Origin of the sequence: Acinetobacter sp. KB005, from assembly GCF_049949095.1 — a bacterium.
Lineage (GTDB): Bacteria > Pseudomonadota > Gammaproteobacteria > Pseudomonadales > Moraxellaceae > Acinetobacter > Acinetobacter calcoaceticus.
In genome coordinates this window covers 2,038,879-2,062,403 of record NZ_CP188191.1, presented here as the reverse complement: position 1 = coordinate 2,062,403, position 23,525 = coordinate 2,038,879, and the positions used below count along the sequence as shown (strand labels likewise).

General features: G+C 40.4%; 21 protein-coding genes. 15 read left to right on the top strand and 6 right to left on the bottom strand.

Annotated features, from left to right (window positions below):
• Positions 1–279: 279 nt before the first annotated feature.
• From ACPF64_RS09895 to ACPF64_RS09875, 5 genes are all read left to right on the top strand, one after another.
• A complete protein-coding gene (locus tag ACPF64_RS09895) occupies positions 280–1,965 on the top strand; it encodes an arylsulfatase (protein ID WP_426452966.1) in 1,686 nt (561 codons plus the stop codon).
• Between the two features lie 25 nt (positions 1,966–1,990).
• Positions 1,991–2,944: a formylglycine-generating enzyme family protein gene (locus ACPF64_RS09890; protein WP_426456130.1), complete on the top strand. Its 954-nt coding sequence runs from the start codon at positions 1,991–1,993 to the stop codon at positions 2,942–2,944.
• A 12-nt stretch (positions 2,945–2,956) separates the two neighbouring features.
• Positions 2,957–4,144 (top strand): OprD family outer membrane porin, encoded by a 1,188-nt coding sequence (locus tag ACPF64_RS09885; RefSeq protein WP_426452964.1) that lies wholly within the window; start codon positions 2,957–2,959, stop codon positions 4,142–4,144.
• A 234-nt stretch (positions 4,145–4,378) separates the two neighbouring features.
• Positions 4,379–5,455, top strand: coding sequence for a Rieske 2Fe-2S domain-containing protein (locus ACPF64_RS09880; protein WP_426452962.1), 1,077 nt, complete (start codon positions 4,379–4,381; stop codon positions 5,453–5,455).
• Between the two features lie 12 nt (positions 5,456–5,467).
• Positions 5,468–6,412 (top strand): PDR/VanB family oxidoreductase, encoded by a 945-nt coding sequence (locus tag ACPF64_RS09875; protein ID WP_426452960.1) that lies wholly within the window; start codon positions 5,468–5,470, stop codon positions 6,410–6,412.
• A gap of 43 nt (positions 6,413–6,455) precedes the next feature.
• Here the strand turns inward: ACPF64_RS09875 and ACPF64_RS09870 are convergent, their stop codons facing one another.
• From ACPF64_RS09870 to mhpT, 3 genes are all read right to left on the bottom strand, one after another.
• Positions 6,456–7,148, bottom strand: a complete 693-nt coding sequence (locus ACPF64_RS09870; protein WP_426452958.1) for a GntR family transcriptional regulator — start codon at positions 7,146–7,148, stop codon at positions 6,456–6,458.
• 110 nt (positions 7,149–7,258) lie between these two features.
• Positions 7,259–7,714: a MarR family winged helix-turn-helix transcriptional regulator gene (locus ACPF64_RS09865; protein WP_017391609.1), complete on the bottom strand. Its 456-nt coding sequence runs from the start codon at positions 7,712–7,714 to the stop codon at positions 7,259–7,261.
• Positions 7,715–7,784: 70 nt separating this feature from the next.
• Entirely contained in the window at positions 7,785–9,017 is a 1,233-nt protein-coding gene (gene mhpT / locus ACPF64_RS09860; RefSeq protein WP_056478659.1) for a 3-(3-hydroxy-phenyl)propionate transporter MhpT, read from the bottom strand.
• A gap of 248 nt (positions 9,018–9,265) precedes the next feature.
• Between mhpT and ACPF64_RS09855 the strand changes: the two genes are divergently transcribed.
• The 9 genes from ACPF64_RS09855 (at position 9,266) to ACPF64_RS09815 (ending at position 19,957) form a co-directional block, all read left to right on the top strand.
• On the top strand, positions 9,266–10,105 hold the full coding sequence (locus ACPF64_RS09855) for a p-hydroxycinnamoyl CoA hydratase/lyase (protein WP_171058526.1): 840 nt from the start codon (positions 9,266–9,268) through the stop codon (positions 10,103–10,105).
• Positions 10,106–10,142: 37 nt separating this feature from the next.
• Positions 10,143–11,594 carry an aldehyde dehydrogenase gene (locus ACPF64_RS09850; RefSeq protein ID WP_426452955.1) on the top strand — a complete coding sequence of 484 codons (1,452 nt, stop codon included), beginning with the start codon at positions 10,143–10,145 and terminating at the stop codon, positions 11,592–11,594.
• Positions 11,595–11,675: 81 nt separating this feature from the next.
• Complete coding sequence (locus tag ACPF64_RS09845) at positions 11,676–13,562, top strand: feruloyl-CoA synthase (RefSeq protein ID WP_426452953.1); 1,887 nt, start codon at positions 11,676–11,678, stop codon at positions 13,560–13,562.
• A gap of 75 nt (positions 13,563–13,637) precedes the next feature.
• On the top strand, positions 13,638–14,777 hold the full coding sequence (locus ACPF64_RS09840; protein WP_426452951.1) for an acyl-CoA dehydrogenase family protein: 1,140 nt from the start codon (positions 13,638–13,640) through the stop codon (positions 14,775–14,777).
• An 80-nt stretch (positions 14,778–14,857) separates the two neighbouring features.
• Positions 14,858–16,108 carry an OprD family porin gene (locus tag ACPF64_RS09835; RefSeq protein WP_426452948.1) on the top strand — a complete coding sequence of 417 codons (1,251 nt, stop codon included), beginning with the start codon at positions 14,858–14,860 and terminating at the stop codon, positions 16,106–16,108.
• Between the two features lie 57 nt (positions 16,109–16,165).
• A complete protein-coding gene (locus ACPF64_RS09830; RefSeq protein WP_426452946.1) occupies positions 16,166–16,702 on the top strand; it encodes a DUF3237 domain-containing protein in 537 nt (178 codons plus the stop codon).
• A gap of 39 nt (positions 16,703–16,741) precedes the next feature.
• Positions 16,742–17,131, top strand: a complete 390-nt coding sequence (locus ACPF64_RS09825) for a PaaI family thioesterase (RefSeq protein ID WP_426452944.1) — start codon at positions 16,742–16,744, stop codon at positions 17,129–17,131.
• Positions 17,132–17,164: 33 nt separating this feature from the next.
• A complete protein-coding gene (locus tag ACPF64_RS09820) occupies positions 17,165–18,916 on the top strand; it encodes a tannase/feruloyl esterase family alpha/beta hydrolase (RefSeq protein ID WP_426452942.1) in 1,752 nt (583 codons plus the stop codon).
• 144 nt (positions 18,917–19,060) lie between these two features.
• A complete protein-coding gene (locus tag ACPF64_RS09815; RefSeq protein ID WP_426452940.1) occupies positions 19,061–19,957 on the top strand; it encodes a DMT family transporter in 897 nt (298 codons plus the stop codon).
• 15 nt (positions 19,958–19,972) lie between these two features.
• Here ACPF64_RS09815 and ACPF64_RS09810 read toward each other — a convergent pair whose 3' ends face one another.
• Positions 19,973–21,043 carry an AraC family transcriptional regulator gene (locus tag ACPF64_RS09810; protein WP_426452938.1) on the bottom strand — a complete coding sequence of 357 codons (1,071 nt, stop codon included), beginning with the start codon at positions 21,041–21,043 and terminating at the stop codon, positions 19,973–19,975.
• A gap of 130 nt (positions 21,044–21,173) precedes the next feature.
• Between ACPF64_RS09810 and ACPF64_RS09805 the strand changes: the two genes are divergently transcribed.
• Positions 21,174–22,634 carry a coniferyl aldehyde dehydrogenase gene (locus ACPF64_RS09805; protein WP_426452936.1) on the top strand — a complete coding sequence of 487 codons (1,461 nt, stop codon included), beginning with the start codon at positions 21,174–21,176 and terminating at the stop codon, positions 22,632–22,634.
• 45 nt (positions 22,635–22,679) lie between these two features.
• Here the strand turns inward: ACPF64_RS09805 and ACPF64_RS09800 are convergent, their stop codons facing one another.
• Together ACPF64_RS09800 and ACPF64_RS09795 are read right to left on the bottom strand one after the other, a co-directional pair.
• Positions 22,680–23,144: a type II secretion system protein gene (locus ACPF64_RS09800; protein ID WP_426452934.1), complete on the bottom strand. Its 465-nt coding sequence runs from the start codon at positions 23,142–23,144 to the stop codon at positions 22,680–22,682.
• 3 nt (positions 23,145–23,147) lie between these two features.
• Entirely contained in the window at positions 23,148–23,522 is a 375-nt protein-coding gene (locus ACPF64_RS09795) for a type II secretion system protein (protein WP_426452932.1), read from the bottom strand.
• Positions 23,523–23,525 lie beyond the last annotated feature (3 nt).

Genomic DNA, 23,525 nt, shown 5'->3' with positions numbered 1-23,525 from the left:
AATATTTGTTTTTGAGCATCCTGCTCTTTTTCTATACTGAATATTTGGATCCAAAAAATCAACTAAAATTATAAATGGATTATTAAAAAGTATATAAACACATAAATTATATAACTATAAAATTATTAAAAACATAAAATTAGAAAGCTTAAATATTTTTATGGATCCATACAAAAAAATCTATTATGATCGATTCCAGAGCATTTTTTAGCCAAAAAAAGCTCAGTTTATTTTCAGGAAATGCAAGATGCATTTATGAGACATCAAAGGATTGTTGTTATGAAACTCAAAAGAGTAAGCCAGCTTACATTGGGACTTTTTTTTGCCAGCCAATTGTTTTACACAACGCAAGCAGCACCTCCAAAAAATCAACAACCACCCAACATCATGATTATTTTGGCCGATGATCTTGGATTTTCAGATATTGGCGCTTATGGCGGCGAAATTAAAACCCCTCATATTGATAGCCTATTAAAGCAAGGAAAAATGCTTTTTAATTTTCATGCTTCATCAATGTGTTCACCTACTCGTGCACAGCTTATGACAGGTGCAGATAACCACTTGGTAGGTTTAGGTGCCATGTATGAAACTTCAAAACGACAAGAAAAATTGGTTGGAGCAGATAGCCCGCGTGCACTCCTCAAAATTGATGGCTATTCAGGTCATTTAACGCAAAATGCTTATACACTCGCAGAGATTTTAAAGACAAAAGATTATTACACCTTCATGGTTGGTAAATGGCACTTAGGCTATGCTCCCGAACAAAACCCTAAAGCCCGTGGTTTTGATCAATCTTTTGCTCTGCTCGATGGCTTCGATTTACATTTTAAAGACCAACCCAAAAACTATCCGCGCAACACTCAATATACTGAAAATGGTCAAAAGACCACTTTGCCTGACAACTACTACTCGACCGACTTTTTTACACAAAAAGCTTTTGAATATTTAGACAAAAATAAAGCGCAAAAACCATTTTTTGCTTACCTAGCCTACACCGCTCCACATTGGCCAATACAGGCGCCTGCTCACTATAGAGACTTATACAAAGGTAAATACGATCAAGGCTACGATGCAATTCGCAAGCAACGCTTTGAGAGACAAAAGCAATTAGGATTAATTCCTGCAAATGCAGAATACCCAGTCGAGCGTGGCAATCAAGCTTTAGGCACAAAAAGCTGGAATGAACTTACCCCACAAGAGCGCAAATACGAAGCGCGTAAAATGGAAGTTTATGCGGGCATGGTTACCCAGTTAGACGACCGCGTGGGTGATGTCATTCAATATCTTAAAAAGCATCATTTATATGACAATACTTTGATTGTGTTTATGTCAGATAACGGCGCTGAAGGTGGTGATCATAATTTCCCAATGGGTGATGCCGACAATCGCTATGAAAATATAGGTAACGCCAGCTCATATGTTTACATGGGACCACGCTGGGCCGAAGTGAGCAGCACACCATTTACTTACTGGAAATCAGCCGCATCAGAAGGCGGAGTTCGAGTTCCATTTATTGTTAAATCACCAACTCAGGTTTCCAAACAACATGGAATCAACAATAACTTTGCGACAGTCAGAGATATATTTCCAACTGTTATGGAGCTAGCAGGCATTCAAAATAGTCAAGTTTATCCAGCAACTAGCACCAAAATTAAACCGTCGGGCTTTAGCCTAATTCCTGCTTTTAAAGATAATACTGCTCGTATTCGACCTGTTAATTATTATGACTTCAAAGAATTACATGGCAGCCGCTACGCTAAAACTGACCAATGGAAACTTGTTGAAAACTCACCTTCTAAATTTAAGAGTCATGGCTGGGAACTCTACAATTTAAAAACAGATTTTAATGAGCAACATAATGTTTACGCAAAACATCCTGAGATAGTAAAAGTCTTAAATGATAAATATTTAAGATATGCCAATGAAAATGGTGTTGTGGATTTTGAGCAATACAACAAAAAGTAGAGAAAACCAGATGAAACAGATCATGATGCTTTCATCTTTCCTCTTACTTTGTGCATGCCAAAAAACCACGCCTCAACTAGAACAGACCACCTTGCCCGACTTAGGCAGCAAAGCTAAATGTAATTCTTATTCGGGCCTTCCTTCGGGTTGGCCTAAAAATAAAGAAGCAGGCATGGTCAAGCTTCCGCAAGGAAAAATTGTTTTAGGCACCACACAAGGTTATGAAGATGAACGCCCATTAAACTTACAGACAACTTCAGTTCCCGCTTTTTTAATTGATGCGACTGAAGTCACCAATGCTCAATTTCAAGAGTTTGTTAAACAAACGGACTATGTCACCGATGCAGAGAAGCAAGGCGGCGCAGCTATGTTTGTACAACCAGATCATCCAGTTGAAGAATTACAATGGTGGCGATTTGAAAAAGGTGCCAATTGGAAACATCCATGGGGCTTAAATAACCCTAAACAACCCGCACCTCACGAACCTGTTCGCATGGTGACATGGAATGATGCCTACGCTTATGCAAACTGGCTGGGTCATGACTTACCGACTGAGCTTGAGTGGGAATATGCAGCCAAAGGTTTTCAACAAAATTCCGATATTGGCCCCACCCACGAAGGCCATATTGTAGCCAATTTCTGGCAAGGTGAATTTCCTTATAAAAACATTCAGGAAGATGGTTTTAAGGATGTTGCGCCTGTTGGTTGTTTTAGTAAAAACCCATTTGGTTTGTATGACTTGATTGGCAATGTATGGGAATGGACCCAAACACCCTATACAGGCCCACGAGATCACCACATGGGAGATCCATCGAAATATCGGCAAAGTCATGAACAGATTTTGCAATACACGATTAAAGGTGGGTCTTATTTATGCGCAACCAATTATTGCGCGCGTTATCGTGCTGCCGCAAGGCATCCACAGGAACTCGACCTTGCAACTAGCCATGTCGGATTTAGAACAGTAAAACGCTTTTAAACGGATTTAAAAATGAAGCATATTTTTATTTATGGGATTTTATTCTCAGAGACAACCCTTGCCTGCTGTTTAGCTCACAGTGCAGTAGATGTTAATTTTCAAAATACACTCACACTAAAAACATTCAACTTCGACAGACAATATGAAAATGGTACTAGCCCCGATACTCATAGCTTGAGTCAAGGCTTGATTTATCGTGGTGACTGGACAACCAAGCTTAATGATGTACAACTACACCTCAATCCAAGCATTCAATATGCATATCGCCTAAGTAACGACCAACACACCAATGATATGGTCATACCCTTTGAACCCAACACCAAGAAACAAGCACAAGATCAAGTTAAATATGGTTTAGGTGCTGGAGTTGAATATCAAAACTTTCGCATAAATATAGGTGACATCACTCCCGACTCACCACTTACGCCACAAGTGGATACACATCAATTACGTGTGAACTATAAAGGCTTGGAATTAAAATATAAGACACCACAACAAAATTTCGAGCTGGGTTTGATTAACCGTTATTCGCCAAAAAATGAGGAGGACTACCATAAACTCGCCATTTCAAAACATGAATCTGACGGGCTTTACTTTTTCCAGTGGGATGGGAAAACGCCTCAATATAATTGGAAATTTTATAATGGTTACTTAACAGATCTCATCAATCAAAGTTACTTTGCTTTTGATTATCAATGGACAAAGCAGCACACCACAAAATTACGTGTGTTTCGCCACGACGATGTCGGTAAATCAAATCTTGGTGAATATGACAATACATCCGTAGGGGCTATGCATTTTATCAAACATGGCAATTTTACAACTGGAATTGGCTACCAAGAAAACTTTGGCAAAGATGGTATTCCAAAACTCGACAATATGCCCATCCCGCATATGGTTAACTGGACCTTAGGCGCGTTTACCAAAGCTGATGAAAAGTCTTATCATTTCCTTGCTTCGTATGACTTTAAAGAATATATCAAAGGTCTAAAAATCACCTATAAATATATTTATGGAGATTCATTTCAGACCATGAATCAAAATGATTTTGAGCAAGAAAGTGATGTGTTGATTCAATATGACCTAAATGCTTGGATTAAAAATCTTAAATTTCTTTTCTTAAATATTAACTACGACACTAAACATGGCAAAAGTCTGGATGAACAGCGCATGATGCTTCATTACACCGTTAATTTCTAAATCTCAACACCCCCATAATGGCTTAACCACAGCCATTATGGATCCAAATTAAAACCACAAAATATTTCGCCTCTAAAATTCAAAAGAAATGCAAAATCCTTTAATAGCAATTAAAAATATACAAAATAACCAAATCAAAAGATCAATATTTTTTAAAAAATATACTGCTTATCAATTGACCAATATTTTTATTTACTATAAATTGGATCCAATAAGTGATAAGGAGTCGTCACAATGTTTATTAAAAATGCATGGTATGTAGCATGCCGCCCAGAAGAAATCCAAGACAAACCGCTAGGTCGCACCATCTGTGGTGAAAAAATCGTTTTTTACCGTGGTAAAGAAAATCAAGTTGCAGCCGTTGAAGATTTTTGTCCGCATCGTGGTGCCCCACTTTCACTGGGTTATGTCGAAGATGGAAACCTCGTATGTGGTTATCATGGTTTAGTCATGGGCTGTGATGGAAAAACCGTTTCAATGCCAGCCCAACGCGTAAATGGTTTCCCTTGCAACAAAGCATATGCAGTTGTTGAAAAGTTTGGTTTTATTTGGATATGGCCAGGCGAAAAAGCTTTAGCAGATGAAGCAAAACTCCCAACTTTAGAATGGGCAGATCATCCTGAATGGAGCTATGGCGGAGGCCTGTTTCACATTCAATGTGACTATCGCCTCATGGTCGATAATCTTATGGATTTAACCCACGAAACCTATGTTCACTCAAGCAGCATCGGACAAAAAGAAATTGATGAATCATTACCAATCACTAAAGTTGATGGTGACCATGTCATTACTGAACGTTACATGGAAAATGTGATCGCACCTCCATTTTGGCAAATGGCCCTTCGTGGCAACCACTTGGCAGATGATGTCCCTGTTGACCGTTGGCAACGTTGCCACTTCTTTGCTCCAAGTAATGTGCATATTGAAGTCGGTGTGGCACATGCTGGACATGGCGGTTATGACGCACCAAAAGACAAAAAAGTTTCGTCAATTGTCGTGGACTTTATTACTCCAGAAACTGAAACCTCACATTGGTATTTCTGGGGAATGGCACGCAACTTCCAGCCAGACAACGCAGAACTCACCGATCAAATTCGTGAAGGCCAAGGCAAAATCTTTACTGAAGATTTAGAAATGCTGGAGCAACAGCAGCAAAATATTTTAAACAATCCACATCGCAAGTTACTGATGCTCAATATTGACGCAGGCGGTGTACAGTCTCGTAAGGTGATTGAGCGACTACTTGCTGAAGAAAATAAAACGCCTTCTGAAACATCCGCACAAAAGTTTCCAAACATTCGGATTATTTAAAGGAGCATGAACATGGACGTTATTATTCAGAAAATTCACCAGCTTACCCCGACCATTCGTGCTTTTGAATTGGTTGCGGCAAATGGCACAGCGCTACCGAATTTTGAGGCAGGTGCACATATTGATGTGCATCTTAAAAACGGTCTAACCCGCCAATATTCACTTTCAAATTGTTGCAGTGAAAAGCATCGTTATGTAATTGGTGTTTTACATGATGCTAACTCACGCGGTGGTTCACGCTGTATCCATACTGAATATCGTGAAGGTGATCATTTAAAGATTGGTGAACCACGTAATTTATTTGAGATTCATTCTCAAACAAAGCAGGCGGTTTTATTTGCTGGCGGTATTGGTATTACCCCCATTTTATCGATGGCGTATCGACTTAAGTCAGTCAATATTCCTTTCGAATTGCGCTACTTTGTCCGTAGTCATGAAATGATTGCCTTCTATGGCAATTTAACTGAGCACTTCGGTGATCAAGTCTATTTTCACATTCAAGATCAGCCAGATACCGAATGTAATATGGCAGAGGTTTTAGGTCAGAGTTCACCAGATAAACACTTATATGTGTGTGGGCCTACAGGGTTTATGCAGTTTGTAATGAGCTCAGCTGAACAAGCTGGCTGGCACAGCGAGCAATTACATCAAGAGCACTTTGTCGCTCAAAAAGTAGATACGTCTAATGATGAAGCTTTTACTATTGAAGTTAAAGATACGGGCCGCCGAATTGAAGTATTACCAGAGCAAACTGCTACTGAAGCATTAATTGCAAATGGTTTTGATATTCCTGTTTCGTGTGAACAAGGCATTTGTGGAACGTGTATTACTCGCGTTGTAGAGGGTACGCCTGATCATCGGGATCTATTTATGACCGATGAGGAACATGCACTAAATGACCAGTTTACGCCCTGCTGTTCTCGTGCAAAAACTAAAAATCTTGTGATTGAGCTTTAATAGCTAAGTTCCTTTATTGAAAAATAAAGGAACTTATTTCATCTTAAGCGTTTAAAACATTTCTTAGCGTTTCACCTAAAATCACTACACTACTGTGCTCACGCATTAAAGTTTCAGCACGTCCTGCCTGACGATGTGTCAACGCATCGAAAATCGAACAATGCTGTAAATGTGCATAGTGCAAACGGCGATATTCCGACAAAGCTTGCTTCTCATCATAGGTAATGGCTTGGGCAGAAGCCATCGGCAATTGATTGTTTTTTGCTAGAGCTTGTATGAGCGCCACATTTTGCGCGCCCTCAATAATCGTGTCATGAAAAATGACATTAAAATGATGGTAACGTTCCAGTTCGGTATCGCCAAACTCGTCTTTTTCATTAAAGAGTTTTTCGGTTTCTTGAATGCAATGTTGCAGTGTCTTTTTCTGCTCTTCGCTTAAACCTTGTTCTGCCAAAGTTTTTGCAGCCAATCCTTCAAGCACACCCCGCACTTCAAGCGCATCATGAACCAGTTGTTCTGAAATTTCACGGACGGTGTAGCCACGGGTTGGGTTCTTGATGAGAAGACCTTCTTGTTCGAGCAGCCGAAATGCAATACGAACAGGTTGTCTCGAAACCCCAAGTAACTCGGCAGTGGGAATCTCAGCAATTCTGGCACCACCTTCAAGTTCCCCTGAAATAATCATTTTTCTTAATTTAAGTAAAACTTGTTGCCCTGAAGACATTTGCTGCCACACATTGTCAAAAACGTCACTTCGATGCTAACAACTTCATTTGCAAAATGAAATAAATTTTCTGTGTGAATCGGTGCTTAGGTATTTAGCTCAACCTAAACAAGCTCATTTATTTAAAGGCTTTTAAGATTATTCACCATGATATCGAGGTTATTACGAATTAAATAAGCCAGATTGATATCAATGCCTTCAAGCATCTTTTCTTCAACTTTTAATACAACTTCATTGCATTTATTGAGTTTTTCAACACCACTTTCGGTGAGTGTAATTAAAATACGGCGACCATGCGTAGGGTCAGGTTTCTTTTCAATCCAGCCATTGACCAGCAAATCTTGCAGAATTTTATTGGCAGATTGCGGCTTAATAAAAGAACGTTCAGCAAGTTTTGCATTGGATACATTACTTTTTGAAGCTAAAACAGAAAGTGCCGTAAATTGTGGCAAGGTAATTTCAAGCTCTTTTAAATGCTCTGTTAAATGTTTACTAATAATTCGGTCAACACGAGCAATCATGTAACTTAACTTAGGCTCATCTTCTACTTTTTTTTGAACTAAATTTGAACGTACCATAACCTTTCATTCATCATAAGAAAATCTGTAGTGAAAGTATGAGGTAGTCACCCCATACTTTCGTTAAAACTTAGCGAGCACCTGAGCTTTGTACTAAATGTACAGGCTGTTTAGGTTTTTTGACAAGAAGTAATGCAGAGATCGCTGCAATTAAAATCACTGGAATGCTTGAACCAATCACAATGGTCGAGCTTTGTCCAAGTGAAAGTAAAAAACCTGCCATTAAAGGTCCGGCAAAAGAACCAATACGGCCAATTGCAACCGCCGCACCAACTCCAGTTCCACGCATTTCGGTTGGATAATACATTGCTGCCAGACCGTACAATGCCGATTGTCCGCCCACAATGAATAAACCACAGCCCACTGCCGAAAGTGCCAGTAATGCAACGGTTGGAGAAATTGCCAAGCAACAAAGTGAGAATAAAATGCCTAGATAAATCAGCTTAATCACAAAACTCATGCGTAATTTATCAAGCAATACACCCATTAAGATTGAACCTAAAATTCCACCAACGTTGTACCCCATCTGTACATAGTTTGCTTGTAGCTTCGATAAGCCTTGCGCACCCATCAGTAACGGCAACCAGTTTAACAAAAAGTACAGCACCACTAAGGTACAGAAGAAACTCACCCAAAGCTGAATGGTCGACATGCGGCGTTCTTTAGCAAATAAAACTTCAAAGAATGGGGTCGTTTTTTGCGCTTGAACTTTACGTTGCAGGTAATCATTTGACTCAGGTAAAAAGCGCATGATGAGTGGAATTAACAAAATAGGCGCAATACCACCAATATAGAAAATATGACGCCACTCTGCATCACCCGCCAACGACATGGCAACCACAGAAGTCAGTAATCCACCAAAAGGAATGCCGCTATACATGATACTTACCGCTTTGCCCTTGTGCTGGTCAGGCACAGCTTCAGAGGCAAGTGTAATCATCATCGGGAGTGCGCCGCCCATTCCTAAACCGGTACAAAAGCGAATGAGCAATAACAAACTAAAGTTGGCAGCATAGGCGGTCAGCAAAGACATAATTCCAAAAAGCAGAATACTAAAAATCAGAATTTTCTTGCGCCCTACAATATCTGCAAATCTGCCACCTAATATGGCACCCGGTAGTGTTCCTAAAATTGCAGCACTAAATGCCCATGCCATCTGGCCATTATCCAACATAAACTCAGCCCGCATTCGTGGAGCGGCTACCCCCATTGATTGAAGATCAAAACCTTCAAAAATTGCGATTGCAAAGCAAAGCAGTAACGTAATCTTTGCTCTTGCAGACTGTCCTAATATCTTTTCCATTGTGTTGTCCTTTATTGACTAGTCGTTCCATTTAGCCCTTTGTGTATTGTTGTTTAAACACACCAAAAATATCAGTTAAACTTACTAAAAAATCAACATATTTTTATATAAAATTATTTATTAAATTAATTTTTATTTAAAATACATGCAATTATAAAATAATTATTAAATTTTAGAAAAAAGACTTGAATGTAAGTTTAACTGATATTAAATTAAATCTCAGAACATCACAAAATCATTCAAGGAGTATGAAGATGACTTATGAAAATCGCTGGGAAACCGTAGATGTTAAAGTTGAAGATGGAATTGCTTGGGTCACACTAAATCGCCCAGAAAAGAAAAATGCCATGAGTCCTACACTCAATCGTGAAATGATTGATGTGCTTGAAGCGATAGAACTTGATCAAAATGCACGTGTTTTAGTATTAACTGGTGCGGGTGACTCTTGGACAGCTGGCATGGACTTGAAAGAATATTTCCGCGAAGTCGACACTCAGCCTGAAATTTATCAAGAACGTATTCGTCGTGACTCATGTCGTTGGCAGTGGCAACTTCTTCGTATGTATTCAAAACCAACCATTGCAATGGTTAACGGCTGGTGTTTCGGAGGCGGTTTCTCACCATTAGTGGCGTGTGATCTTGCGATTGCAGCAGATGAAGCAACTTTCGGTTTATCTGAAATTAACTGGGGTATCCCACCGGGTAACCTTGTAAGTAAAGCAATGGCCGATACCGTAGGTCACCGTGCATCTTTGTACTACATCATGACGGGTAAAACCTTTAGTGGTAAAGAAGCCGAAACGATGGGTCTTGTGAATAAAAGCGTACCACTTGAACAGCTAAAAGCAGAAGTCACTGAACTTGCAAATTGTTTACTTGAGAAAAACCCAGTGGTTCTTCGTACAGCTAAAAATGGCTTTAAACGTTGCCGTGAACTAACATGGGACCAAAACGAAGACTACTTATATGCCAAGCTAGATCAATGTATCCATCGTGATACGGAAAATGGTCGCCAAGAAGGTTTGAAACAATTTTTAGATGAAAAATCAATTAAACCGGGTTTACAGAGCTATAAACGTACTGGTTAACTTTTGATTCTTTAATGGCAATGTAAGGACACAACCCATGCAAAATGTACAGTTACTTATTCACGGTCAATCTGTTGATGCATCAAATCAGGCAACTTTTGAGCGTATTAGCCCCATTGATGGATCAGTGGCAAGCAAAGCCGCTGCTGCAACTTTGGAAGATGTTGATCGTGCAATCGAATCGGCACAACAAGCTTTTAAAGTATGGTCGAAGCTCTCGCCTACCGAACGCCGTTTACGTTTATTAAAAGCAGCCGATTTAATGGACCAAAAGACCGAGCAATTCATTGAAACTGGAATGCAAGAGACAGGTTCAACTGCCACATGGTATGGGTTTAACGTTCACCTTGCTGCCAACATGTTACGTGAAGCAGCAGCAATGACCACGCAAATTGACGGAAGCCTGATTCCGTCAGATGTGCCGGGTAATCTTGCGATGGGCGTACGGTTTCCTTGCGGTGTGATTGTAGGGATCGCACCTTGGAATGCACCTGTCATTTTGGCAACACGTGCGCTTGCCATGCCTTTGGCTTGTGGCAACACGGTAGTGTTAAAAGCCTCGGAAGCCTGCCCAGCAACACATCGTCTCATTGGTGAAGTGTTACATGAAGCGGGTCTAGGTGAAGGTGTGGTAAATGTGATTACTCATGCCGCCGAAGATGCACCACAAATCGTGGAGCGCTTAGTGTCTCATCCAGCCGTTAAACGCATTAATTTTACGGGTTCAACCAAAGTCGGAAAAATTATTGCCGAGACTGCGGCTAAATATTTAAAACCTGTTTTACTCGAACTCGGTGGTAAAGCTCCTGTTGTGGTTTTAAACGAGGCCGACATTAATGAAGCAGTAAATGCTGTGACTTTTGGGGCGTTCTTTAATCAGGGACAAATTTGTATGTCGACCGAACGTGTTTTGGTTCAAGACAAAATTGCCGACCAGTTTATTGAAAAGCTGATTGAAAAAACCCGTTCTATTCGGGCAGGTAATCCTACTTCAAAAGAAAATGCACTCGGTGTTTTAGAAAGTCGCCGTGCCGCAAACCGTATTCAGCATTTACTTGAAGATGCCCAAAACAAAGGTGCCGACTTACCTTTAGGCATTCATATTGAAGACACCACCATGCAACCGACGCTGGTACTCAATATTAAACCTGACATGCTGCTTTACCGCGAAGAATCGTTTGGGCCTGTCTGCACAGTTCAACGTTTTGCAACCGTTGAAGAAGGTGTAGCACTGGCAAATGACAGCGAGTTCGGTCTTTCTTCGGCAGTGTTTAGCCAGAATATTTCGCAGGCATTGGAAGTGGCTAAACAGATTGATTCTGGTATTTGTCATATTAACGGCGCAACCGTGCATGACGAAGCTCAAATGCCATTTGGCGGAACAAAATCGAGTGGTTACGGACGATTTGGTAGTAAAGCCTCTATTGGTGAATTTACCGAACTACGCTGGATTACCATTCAGACCCAATCACGCCATTACCCGATTTAGTCGGATTAATGCGAACAACGACATATTAAATAAAAATTGCATGATGCAAAAAATAAAGCGCAGTGATGCGCTTTCCATGGAGTGAAAGAAATGCAAATGAATGCCACTCAATCACAAGACCGCGAACGGTTCGTAAAATTAGGGCAACATGATATTCATTATCACCATAAAGATGACACGCTCTATATCAGCCCAAAAGAGCAATTAAAACCGTATCCACAAAAACTGACAGATCGGTTAATTCATTTTGCACAAACCAAACCAGACCATATTTTTGCAGCAAAACGCAATGCTCAAGGTGAGTGGGTCAAACTAAGTTATGCAGAAGTTTTACAACGCGCATGGCATATTGCTCAGGCTTTACATGAACGTAACTTAAGCCAAGAAAGACCTTTAGTCATTTTAAGTGGTAATGATCTTGAACATTTAACACTCTCTATGGGTGCTATGCTGGCGGGTGTGCCTTTCTCTGCTATTTCCCCTGCCTACTCTCTTATTTCTCAAGACTTTGGCAAACTCAAACATGTGTTTGAAGTGCTCACACCTGGCTTGGTCTATGCCAGCGATGGACAAGCCTTTGCCAAAGCCATTCAAGCCTGTATTACACCTGACATTGAAGTAGTGACCAATAAAGGGATTGTAGGCGATCAGATCTGCACATCTTTTCAGTCGCTGTTAGATACGCCCGTTTCAAATGTTCAAGAGTTTTACCAAACCCTTGATGAAAACCAGATTGCTAAATTTCTGTTTACATCAGGTTCAACCAAGCTTCCTAAAGCTGTACCGACCACGCATTTAATGTTGTGCGTCAATCAGCAAATGCTATTGCAGACTTTCCCTGAGTTTGAAGAAACACCACCTGTCCTACTCGACTGGCTGTCTTGGCACCACACATTTGGTGGCAGTCACAATGTCGGCATCGCACTCTATAACGGCGGTACCATTTACATTGATGATGGCAAACCCGTTGTAGGAAAATTTGACGAAACCATTCGTAACCTCAAAGAAATTTCTCCAACAGTTTATTTAAATGTGCCAAAAGGTTGGGAAGAACTGACCGAAGCTTTAGAAAAAGATGAGGAATTAAGAGAGCGCTTTTTTGCTAAAGTTAAAATTTTATTCTTTGCAGGTGCTGCGCTTTCAGAAGCAGGTTGGAACAGACTCGATAAAATTGCTCAGCAACATTGTGGAGAAAAAATTCGCATTATGAGCGGATTGGGCATGACTGAAACTGCTCCCTCTTGTGCTTTTACAACTGGCCCACGTGTGATGGCTGGCTTTATTGGTTACCCTGCTCCGGGATGTGAAATCAAGTTGGTTCCATGTGGTGACAAACTTGAGTTTTGCGTTCGTGGCAAACATGTCATGAAAGGCTATTGGCGCTTAAAGGCGGACCAGCAAAGCACAGTTTTTGATGATGAAGGCTTTTTCCATACTGGCGATGCAGTTCGTTTGGTCGATGTAAATGATCCAACCAAAGGCCTCATGTACGACGGACGCATTGCCGAAGACTTTAAACTCAATACCGGCACTTTCGTCAATGTCGGCACGATTCGCAACAAAGTGCTCATTCAAGGTAATTTACTGGTTCAAGATGTCTGTATTACTGGGTCAAACCTCAATGCCGTGGGTTTTCTGATTTTTCCAAAATTAGAAACTTGTGCTCAACATGCCGGCCTTAAGCTTGGCGAGCATTCTGCAACAGAGATATTACAGCATCCTAAAGTTCAGCAATGGTTCCGCCAATTTTTAACGACATTTAATAAAGATGCGACTGGCAGTTCAAATACAGTCTCAATGCTTTATTTAATGACCGAACCACCTCAGCTCGATGCAGGCGAAGTCACCGATAAAGGCAATCTCAATCAAAGCAATATTACGAAACGTCGTGCCGCTTTAATTGATGAGCTTTATCAAAAGCAGGCCGAAAACCCACTCATTATTCGAGTACCCACCTTAAAGCAATAAGCTATTGAAATAAAAAAGGAAGCTCAAACTTCGGTTTGGGCAATAGCCCCACTTTTGCCTAAAAAAAGGTTCAACATGCTACACGATACAGAATTTGAACTATTTCGAGACAGTTACCGCAGGTTCTTAAAAGAACAGGTCGCTCCGTATTACGAACAGTGGGAACACGATGGCCTGATCCCACGTGATCTATGGCTTCGTCTTGGGGAAAATGGCTTTTTGTGCGTAGATGTGCCTGAGGAATATGGCGGTTACGGCGCTCCTGTTCATTATTCTCTCATGCTAGTTCAGGAAACTGCTCAAGCTGGCTTTGCATCTTTGGCGGTTGCAATTGGTGGGCAAAATGAGCTGGTTTCTCCTTACTTGCAAAATATTGGAACTGAAGAGCAAAAACGCTATTGGTTACCGAAAATGGTGACAGGTGAAGTTGTCACCGCAATTGCCATGACCGAAGCCAATGCAGGCTCAGACTTACAAGCTATACGCACTCAAGCCATTTTAGAAAATGACCACTACCGTATTAATGGTTCAAAAACGTTTATCTCAAATGGTTTACATGCCGACCTGATCGTTCTGGTAGCGAAAACTGACCCTCAAGCCAAAGCAAAAGGCATTTCAATTTTTCTAGTTGATGCTGCTTTAGACGGCGTTAAAAAAGGCCGCTCTTTACAAAAAATCGGACTACACGCTCAAGATACAGCCGAACTGTTTTTTGATGATGTGTATGTTCCAGCAACCCAGCGTTTAGGCGAAGAAGGACAAGGCTTTACCTATTTAATGCAAGAGTTGCCGCGTGAACGTTTAAGTATTTCCATGATGGCTTTGGGGTCAATTTTAGGAGCCATCGAACTGACCAAAGACTATGTTTTGGAGCGTAAAGCTTTCGGGCAACCCTTAAGTCAAATGCAAAACACGCGGTTTGTGCTCGCAAATGCCCAAATCAAGGCAAAAGCTGCCCAAGCTTTTGTAGACCAATGTGCAGCGTTGTACCAACAAGACCTGTTAAGCGTCACTCAAGTTGCAGCATTGAAATGCTTTATTACCGATGCTCAATGTGCAGTGATTGATCAGTTACTTCAACTTTTTGGTGGCTACGGTTACATGCAGGAATACCCGATTTCACGCTTTTTCGTGGATGCACGGGTACAAAAAATTTATGGGGGAACCAATGAAATTATGAAAGAAATCGTCGCCCGAAAACTGCTCGGCAAATAATTCGATTTAAAAACCAGACAAGGCAGACAGAACAATCATGCCTTGTTGAAAACAAAAATGATATTTCAGGAAGAAATGCTATGTCGAAATTATGGATGTACTCTACCCTTATGCTCTCTGGTTCAGTGTGGGCTGGCAATTTTATTGATAACAGTTCTGTAGAACTCACCACGCGAAATTTCTATTTTGACCGCGACTACCAAGAGCAATCTGCTTACCCTGCCGCCAAGGACTGGACACAAGGGTTTATTCTTAAAGCCAATTCAGGTTATACCGAAGGGACTGTCGGTTTTGGGCTGGATGTGCTTGCAACGGCAGGCTTTAAACTCGATGCCGATGCCGAGCATGGAGGTACAGGAAACTTACCCAGAGACACTCGCACCAATGAACCTGCTGACTCTTATGGCGAAATTGGTGTCACAGCAAAAGTAAAAAGGAGCCAGACCGAACTGCGCATAGGTACCCTAATGCCGATGAACCCTGTTTTAGTAGCTTCGCCTGCTCGCTTGTTACCTCAAACTTATCGAGGAATTTCACTGACCAGCAAAGATATTAAAGACTTTGACTTACAAGCAGCCTACCTCGATAAAGTGAATCATCGGGATTCAACAAACTATGAAAAAATTAAAATTTCAGGAGTGAATGGACGGTTTAAAAGTGCCGAAACTGATGGACTCTATTATTTAGGTGGGAACTATCAGCTTGATCCAGCAATCAAACTCACAGCGTTCTATATGGATGTTGATGATCTTTATAACCAGACCATGGTCGGCGCCTTACATCAACACAAAATTAATGACACCACTAATCTAAGCTCGCAGTTACGCTACTACCGCAGCCGTGATGACGGACAAGCAAAAGCAGGTTTAGTCGATAATGATCTGTATCATGCGCATTTCGAACTTAAACATCAAAACCATAAGTTTATTTTTGGAACCTTCCAACATCACGGCGACACCGCATTTCCGTATTTGACTGGAGGTGAAACTGGCCTACTCATTGATACATGGCCAGGCGAGTTTTTAAACCCAAAAGAAAAAGCCTATAGCTTCCGCTATGAATATGACTTTAAAGATTATGTTCCAGGTTTACGTTTCATGACCCGTTACACCACAGGTCACAATATTTATGCACCCAACTTAGGTGGCACCAATCTAAAAGAACGCGAAACCGACTTTGATTTAGGCTACACCGTTCAAAGTGGCTGGTTAAAAAATCTCGGGCTACGCGCGCGCTATGCAATGTATGACAACAACATGCTCTCCACTGCCAACATCAAGCCTGTAAATGAAACCCGTATCAACATTGATTACACATGGAAATTTAAATAATTCAAAACAAGAGGTTCAGTTACACATAGAACCTCTTTTTATTTCGAGAAATTCATCATGAAGAAAGTTGTAACGCTACTCTGTGGAATGAGTCTGATTGCCCTGACTCATGCCGAAACTCAATATAGCCCACCGCCCATTCAGCTAGAGCCTTTAGCAAAATTTAGTGTGGATTTAAATGCGCCTGTTTGGGAATTAGGCACAACCAGTGATGCTGGAAAACGCCGAATTATTCCTATTACAGGTGGAACATTTGAAGGGAAATCGCTTAAAGGCCGCATTTTAAATAATGGCGCAGATTGGCAAATAGTCGATAGTAAAGGACTGGCAATTATTGATACGCGATATTTGTTAGAAACCGATGACGGCGCACTCATTTATCTTCAAACCAAAGGTTACCGACATGGCTCGGCAGAAACACTAAAACAGCTTGCACAAGGCAAAGATGTCAACCCGAAAAATTACTATTTCAAAATTACCATGCAGTTTGAAACCAGCTCACCTAAATATTCATGGCTTAATCAGACTGTTGCAGTAGGTAGTGCAATGCGCTTGGGCAAAGCGGTTATTTATGATGCCTATACCCTGAAATAATAATTTTTATAATACTTACAAAAGGATGGACCCTTCATTATGGATCAAAAAACTTTAGAACACTTACCGCCCATCCACCACCATTTGGGTGGACATAATATCCATTGGAATGACAAAAACACTGAACTCACTATCCACTACACGGCACTAGAAAGCTTTACCAACCCACGCGGCACCGTCGAAGGCGGCATGATCTGCGCCATGCTTGATGACGTGATGGGACTTTTTACATATCTCGCCAATGACCGTAAACCAGCCACCACCATCAACTTAACGATGGATTTTTTAAGACCCTGCGCTATGGGCGAAGTCATTACAAAATGCCGTTTCATTAAACAAGGCAAAACTGTACTGAATCTCGAAAGTGAAGCTTGGCAAAACAACAAAATGATTGCACGAAGCACAGCTAATTTTCTGGTTTTAGATTAATTACAAACATTCATTCAATAAGGATATGAATAAATGAATTACACCAACAATAAACGAATTTTGACCCACTCCGCTTTAGTACTTGCCATGCTTGGTTCTTTGGCAGGCTGTGGAAGTGACAGTGATGACACAACTACGCCCTCAACAACGAAACCACCTCAGTTGTCTCCTGCTGTGGGCGTAAAAATGACAGGAAGCTGTTCAGACTTACTCGGATTTCAATACAACAATACCGTCATTAGCTCAGCCACGCTTCAAGAGGCAGGTACATTGACGGTAGCCAACAAACCAATTGGTGCTCATTGTTTGATCAAAGGTTATATGGACCAACGTATAAGCTCTGTCGATGGACAAACCTATCAAATTGGTTTTGAAATGCGCTTACCTGTTGATTGGAACGGCCGTTTTCTCTATCAAGGCAATGGTGGAACCGATGGTAATTTAATTCCTGCAACGGGTCAGGTCGGCAGCGGTGGTCCACTTACCAATGCCCTACATGATGGTTTCGCTGTTATTTCTTCCGATGCAGGACATAATGCCTCACAAAATCCAATGTTTGGTTTAGACCCTCAAGCCAGAATAAACTACGGTTATGGTGCGATTACCAAACTCACGCCTATGGCAAAAAATCTAATTAAAACAGCGTATGGTAAATTGCCAGACCGCTCCTATGCAGGCGGCACTTCAAATGGCGGACGCCACGCCATGATTGCGGCAACCCGTTTAGGCGACCAATATGATGGAATTTTAGCAAGTACACCCGGTTTTCATTTGCCTCGTGCAGCCGCAGCACAACTCTATACAGCACAACAGCTTCGTCGAGTTGCAACAGACGAAAATGACTTAAGTACAGCCCTCACTCTTTCAGAGCGTAAAGTATTAGCAAAAGCGATTTTAGATCAATGCGATGCGTTAGACGGTGTTGCAGATGGACTGGTTCAAGATGTTGAGGCTTGCCGTACTGCATTTGATATTCACAAAGATGTACCTGTTTGCTCAAGCACAAGAGATGGCACATGCCTAAGCACCGAACAAATTGATGTATTAGCCAACATTTACCGCGGTCCTGTAAATTCGGCTGGACAAGCCCTCTATGCAACCCAGCCTTTCGACCCCGGTTTAGTGGGAAGCAACTGGGCAAGCTGGAAATTCGAATCTTCGGTGGGAACAGCGCGTGACCCTGTTGCAGTCGGTATTCTTTTTCAGGTTCCACCAGACCCAACTGTAGTTCAAAATTCTAGACAATTTGCCTTTAACTATAATTTTGATACTGATTATCTAAAACTATCGGCGACCAATGATGTATACGCCGAAAGTTCTATGTCTTTCATGATGCCACCCGATGAACTCAATCTGGATAAACTCCGTAATCACGGTGGAAAAATGATTGTGGTACAAGGCACAGCAGACGGCGTTTTCTCTGTAGATGATACCCAAAATTGGTACGATCAACTGCTACAACACTATAAAAATGATGCAAAAGGTACAGCGCCTGAATTTGCACGTTTCTTTAGAGTTCCGGGCATGAACCATACCCGTGATGGCATTGCGACCGACCAATTTGACGCATTGACTGCTTTAGTCAACTGGGTGGAATATGGGCAAGCGCCTGACAAAATCATTGCGACTGCACGCGGCGCAGGTAATCCAAGTGGTCAAGTGAATACTGAACTTCCGCAAGACTGGGCACCAGACCGTACCCGTCCACTTTGCCCTTACCCACTGATTGCTCGTTACAATGGTCAGGGTGATAGCGAAAAAGCTGAAAACTTTAGCTGTAAATAACACCCTATAAGATAAAAAGAGAGCTTACATAGGCTCTCTTTTTTATTTTGCTAAGTATCACTATTCAATCATTATTAAATGATATTTCATCCAATGCCTGCATCGCTGCTAAGATAACACCGAAAACCAAAAACTCATTTCGATATGCAAAATCAGACTGCTTCAACCAAACCCTCAACTCAACTTGGAAAAGCACTGCTTTGTCTCATGACATCGGCATTATTATTTTCCATTATGGGAGTATGCATTCGTTTTGCTTCACAAACAGTGGACAATGCCACCGTCGTATTTTTTAGAAATGCAGTGGGTTTATTTATTTTTATTCCTATGCTCTTTAAGCAAGGGCTGGACTTTGTTAAGACCGATAAGCTTTGGATGCACACTTGGCGAAGTGTCGTAGGGCTCGCTGCAATGTATGGTTTTTTCTATGCAATTGCTAACTTAAAACTATCGAATGCGATGGTTTTTAGCTACTCATCTCCAATCTTTATTCCACTCATTGCATGGCTTTTCTTAAAGGAAAAAATCACAAAATCGATGATTTTTGCCGCCGTTATTGGGTTAATTGGAGTTTTATTTGTTGCTAAACCCGATCAAGGCCTACTCAATGCATTGTCCTTTATTGGTTTAGGTGCATGTTTTTTATCAGCGATGGCTTTTGTAACTGTAAGAGCTTTAACCAGTACAGAACCACCTGAGCGTATTGTTTTTTACTTCTGTATTTTCGGTAGTTTAATTTCCTCTATTCCAATGTTCTGGCATTGGCGTATTTTCACTTGGCATGAACTCGCATTGCTGATTGCCGCAGGACTTTTAGCAAACATTAGTCAGCTTTTTATGTCTTATGCTTATAGCTTAGCACCAGCAGGACAAATTGGCCCAATGAACTACATTGCCATTATTTTTGCAGGAATTTGGGGATTTGTTTTTTGGCATGAATTACCGGATCTGTTTACTCTGATCGGCATATTTATTATTTTATTTGCTATTTTGCTCTGTAATCCATTTTTGCAAAAAAAGTTATTCTCTTGCTTTAAGTAGCAGGCAAATCTTATTCTAATTTTGATACTGTAATCGATACTCATTCGGTGAAATGCCTGTCCAGTGCCGATAGGCTTTTCTAAAATTAGAAGTATCTGAAAAGCCAATTCTTTCAGCAATTTCATCTATAGATAAGGTCGTCTCTCGCAAATATTCATCCGCAAGACGGCGCCGAGTTTCATCTAACAATTCTTGATAAGTCAGACTAAAACCCGCTAATCGCCGATGTAAGGTACGCTTTGAAATATGCAACCGCTCAGCCATTTCTTGAGCCGATGGGAAAAGTCCTGTTCCATCTAACAAGATCAAACGAATCGTTTTCACCAACTCAGGCTCTTCAAGTTCAGCTGTACCTAACATCCGCTCACAAAAAGACTTACACATATCCGCGGTAATCGGGTTGGCATTTGGACAAGGTACATCAAGCCACTTTAAATCAAAGTGCCATTGCATGACGCCAGCATCAAACTGAACAGGACAATGAAACACTTTTTCGTACTCTTCTGCATAGTCAGGTGCTGGATAAGGCAATAAAAGCTTCTTTGCTTGAAATGGCCCTTCAAGCACACGTTCAATTAAGGTTTGCATTGAGCTAAACCAAAACTCGCACACCAAAGGCAGAAGCTTACCAAGTGCAATAATGTCTTGCCCTTCAAAAACAGCAGCATCCTCTCGAATATGAAAAGACTTCTTTAAAATAGGCCCAGCAAGTTTAATATGTCGAATGCCAAGTTCTACCGCTTGTCTAAAATTACGCGAAGAATAGAGTGCGTAACTATATACCCCAAAATCTGACAGCCGCTGCTTTTGTCCTGCACGCAATCCAATTAACGGATCATGAGATAAACGTTGAATATTTTGAAATAACTGGATTTTTTGAAGTTGAGAAATATATAAAGAGGGTTGATTCATCGCATCTGGTGAAATATTGGTACCAGATAAAACATCTGACATTGAATGGCCTTGCAAGCCCATTTCATCAAATAAACTGGTCAACCCCAGCAAATATGTATTCGAACCGAAAGATGTATTATCATAATTTCCTTCGATAACAAGATTTGTATTTTTATAAATATTATTAGCCATTTAACTCACACCATCCCTAGAGTGACGTGCATAATGGCACTAAACTACCTCTTGTTGTCTCAATTTAACATCGACCATACAACGCTTCAAGCATAAAGTATGATAAGTAAAAGTATGGGAAGGAATAAAAATGGAAAGCTCCACTTTAAAAGAATATAGCGGCTCTGCCACCGAACATATGGAACTTATTTTTTCCAAACAACGTGCTAATTTTGAGGCAGATCCATATCCAAGTCTTGAGGCACGTCGAACAAAACTGCATCAACTTAAAAAACAAATTATTCGTTATCAAGATGCTTTAGCTACTGCGATTAATGCTGACTTTAGTTCAAGATCACTGGATGAATCTAAACTATTAGATTTACTTGGCTCTGTGTTAGAGGCTGATCATGCAATTCATCACTTACGCCGCTGGATGCGCCCAAGTAAACGCCGTACCGAGCTTTTATTTTTATCAAATCGTTTAAGTGTGCAATACCAACCTAAAGGTGTGGTTGGTGTGATTGTGCCTTGGAACTTCCCCGTTTATTTAGCACTTGGGCCACTGATTGCCGCTTTGGCTGCGGGCAACCGAGTCATGATTAAATTGTCTGAAATTACACCAAATACTAATGCAATAGTAAGACGTATGCTCGCCGAAGTCTTTAATGAAGATGAAGTCGCAGTTTTTGGTGAAGAAATTACCGACCCCGCTAGATTTACCTCTTTGCCTTTTAACCATATTGTCTTTACTGGCTCTCCAGCCATTGGCAAAGTGGTAATGAGAGCAGCGGCTGAAAACTTAACACCAGTCACACTCGAGTTAGGTGGTAAATCACCAGCAATTGTGAGCCGTAACTACCCAATTGCCGATGCCGCAAAACGTATTACGCATGGTAAAGCAACAAACAGTGGTCAGATCTGTGTAGCACCTGACTACGCTTTGGTTCCCAAAGAAAGTATTGATGAATTTGTAGATGCTGCAAAATCAAGCTTTATAAAAATGTTTGGTCAAAACATCACAAACAATGAGAATTACACATCCATTGTCAATGACCGTCATTTAAAACGTATTCAAGATATTTTGACCGATGCACAAGAAAAAGGTGCGCGGATTATTCCTTGCGACACTTATAGCTTTGACCAACAAGGCCGCAGAATGCCTGTACAGATTGTGCTTAACTGCACTACCGACATGCGCATTATGAAAGAAGAGCTCTTTGGCCCTATTTTACCCGTGGTGGCATATGATTCTTTAGATGATGCGATTACCTATGTGAAATCGGATGAACGACCTTTAGCACTTTATTGCTTTACACATAGTTCGGTAGAACGTGATCGTATTTTACGTGAAACTCATTCGGGTGGTGTAACTATCAATGATTGGGGCTGGCATGTAGTTAACCATGATGCTCCTTTCGGAGGTATCGGAAACTCAGGCATGGGGTCATATCATGGTGAAGAAGGTTTCCGTGAACTTTCTCATGCAAAAACGGTATTTACACGCCATCGGTTTTTCCCGACTCAGCTTTTCCACCCGCCTTACGGAACATTCCTACAAAAATTAGCGATCCGCTTTTTCTTGAAAAAAGGTGATCCTAATATTAAATAAAGATTATAAAAAAGCCTCGTAACGAGGCTTTTTTATAATCTTTATTTAATATAAACAAAATTTTAAGTCTGAATATTTTTTTGCACCATTTAAATAATAAAATTGATCAGGAAGTTTTTTTCTAATAATTTGACTTTGAGAAGAACTATAAAAACCAACAATTTCTTTATTTTTATTATATATATATATAAAATCTTTATTTGTAATGGGATCTAAAAATAAATTTCTAAGATATCTGACATCTTTAGTATATCTTGGGTCTTTTAATAAAAAATTTATTTCAGCTGGATAAGTCAATACACCATCAGGTGGATTTGTATAGAACATATTGATTGCTTTACAATAAGCTATAGCTATTCGGAAAAGTTCTTGTTCTGCTTCAGTTTTTTTTATCTTTGAATAAACTAAAATATTATTAGAAATAAAAATAGAAATAAAAACAAGTAAAATTAAAAACCATATATAGCTATATCCATTTTCTCTTCTATTTTTATATAAGAATATTGACATATTTCACCAAGCTGAATAAATTTGACCATTCTGAGAAACCTCTAAACTAGAAGAACTAACATCATAAATACCTAAGTTTGGGTTATCTTCATAGTACGTTATCTTCCAATTTTTATTTTGAGTAATTGGATCTATTGGAACATTTCTAATATATTTTTCTTTAACAAGAATATCTAAGGTGACTGGATAGACACCTTGATCAGCATAATAATGATCAATAGCAACTCTTAAAGAATTTAAATTATTTTTTAATATAGTTTCTTTACCTTTATCTAAACTAGTTAAATATTGAGGTAAAACAACTGACAACATTAAAGCTAATAAAGTTATTACAACTAGCAATTCAACTAAAGTAAAACCAATATTTTTTTTTAACACAAA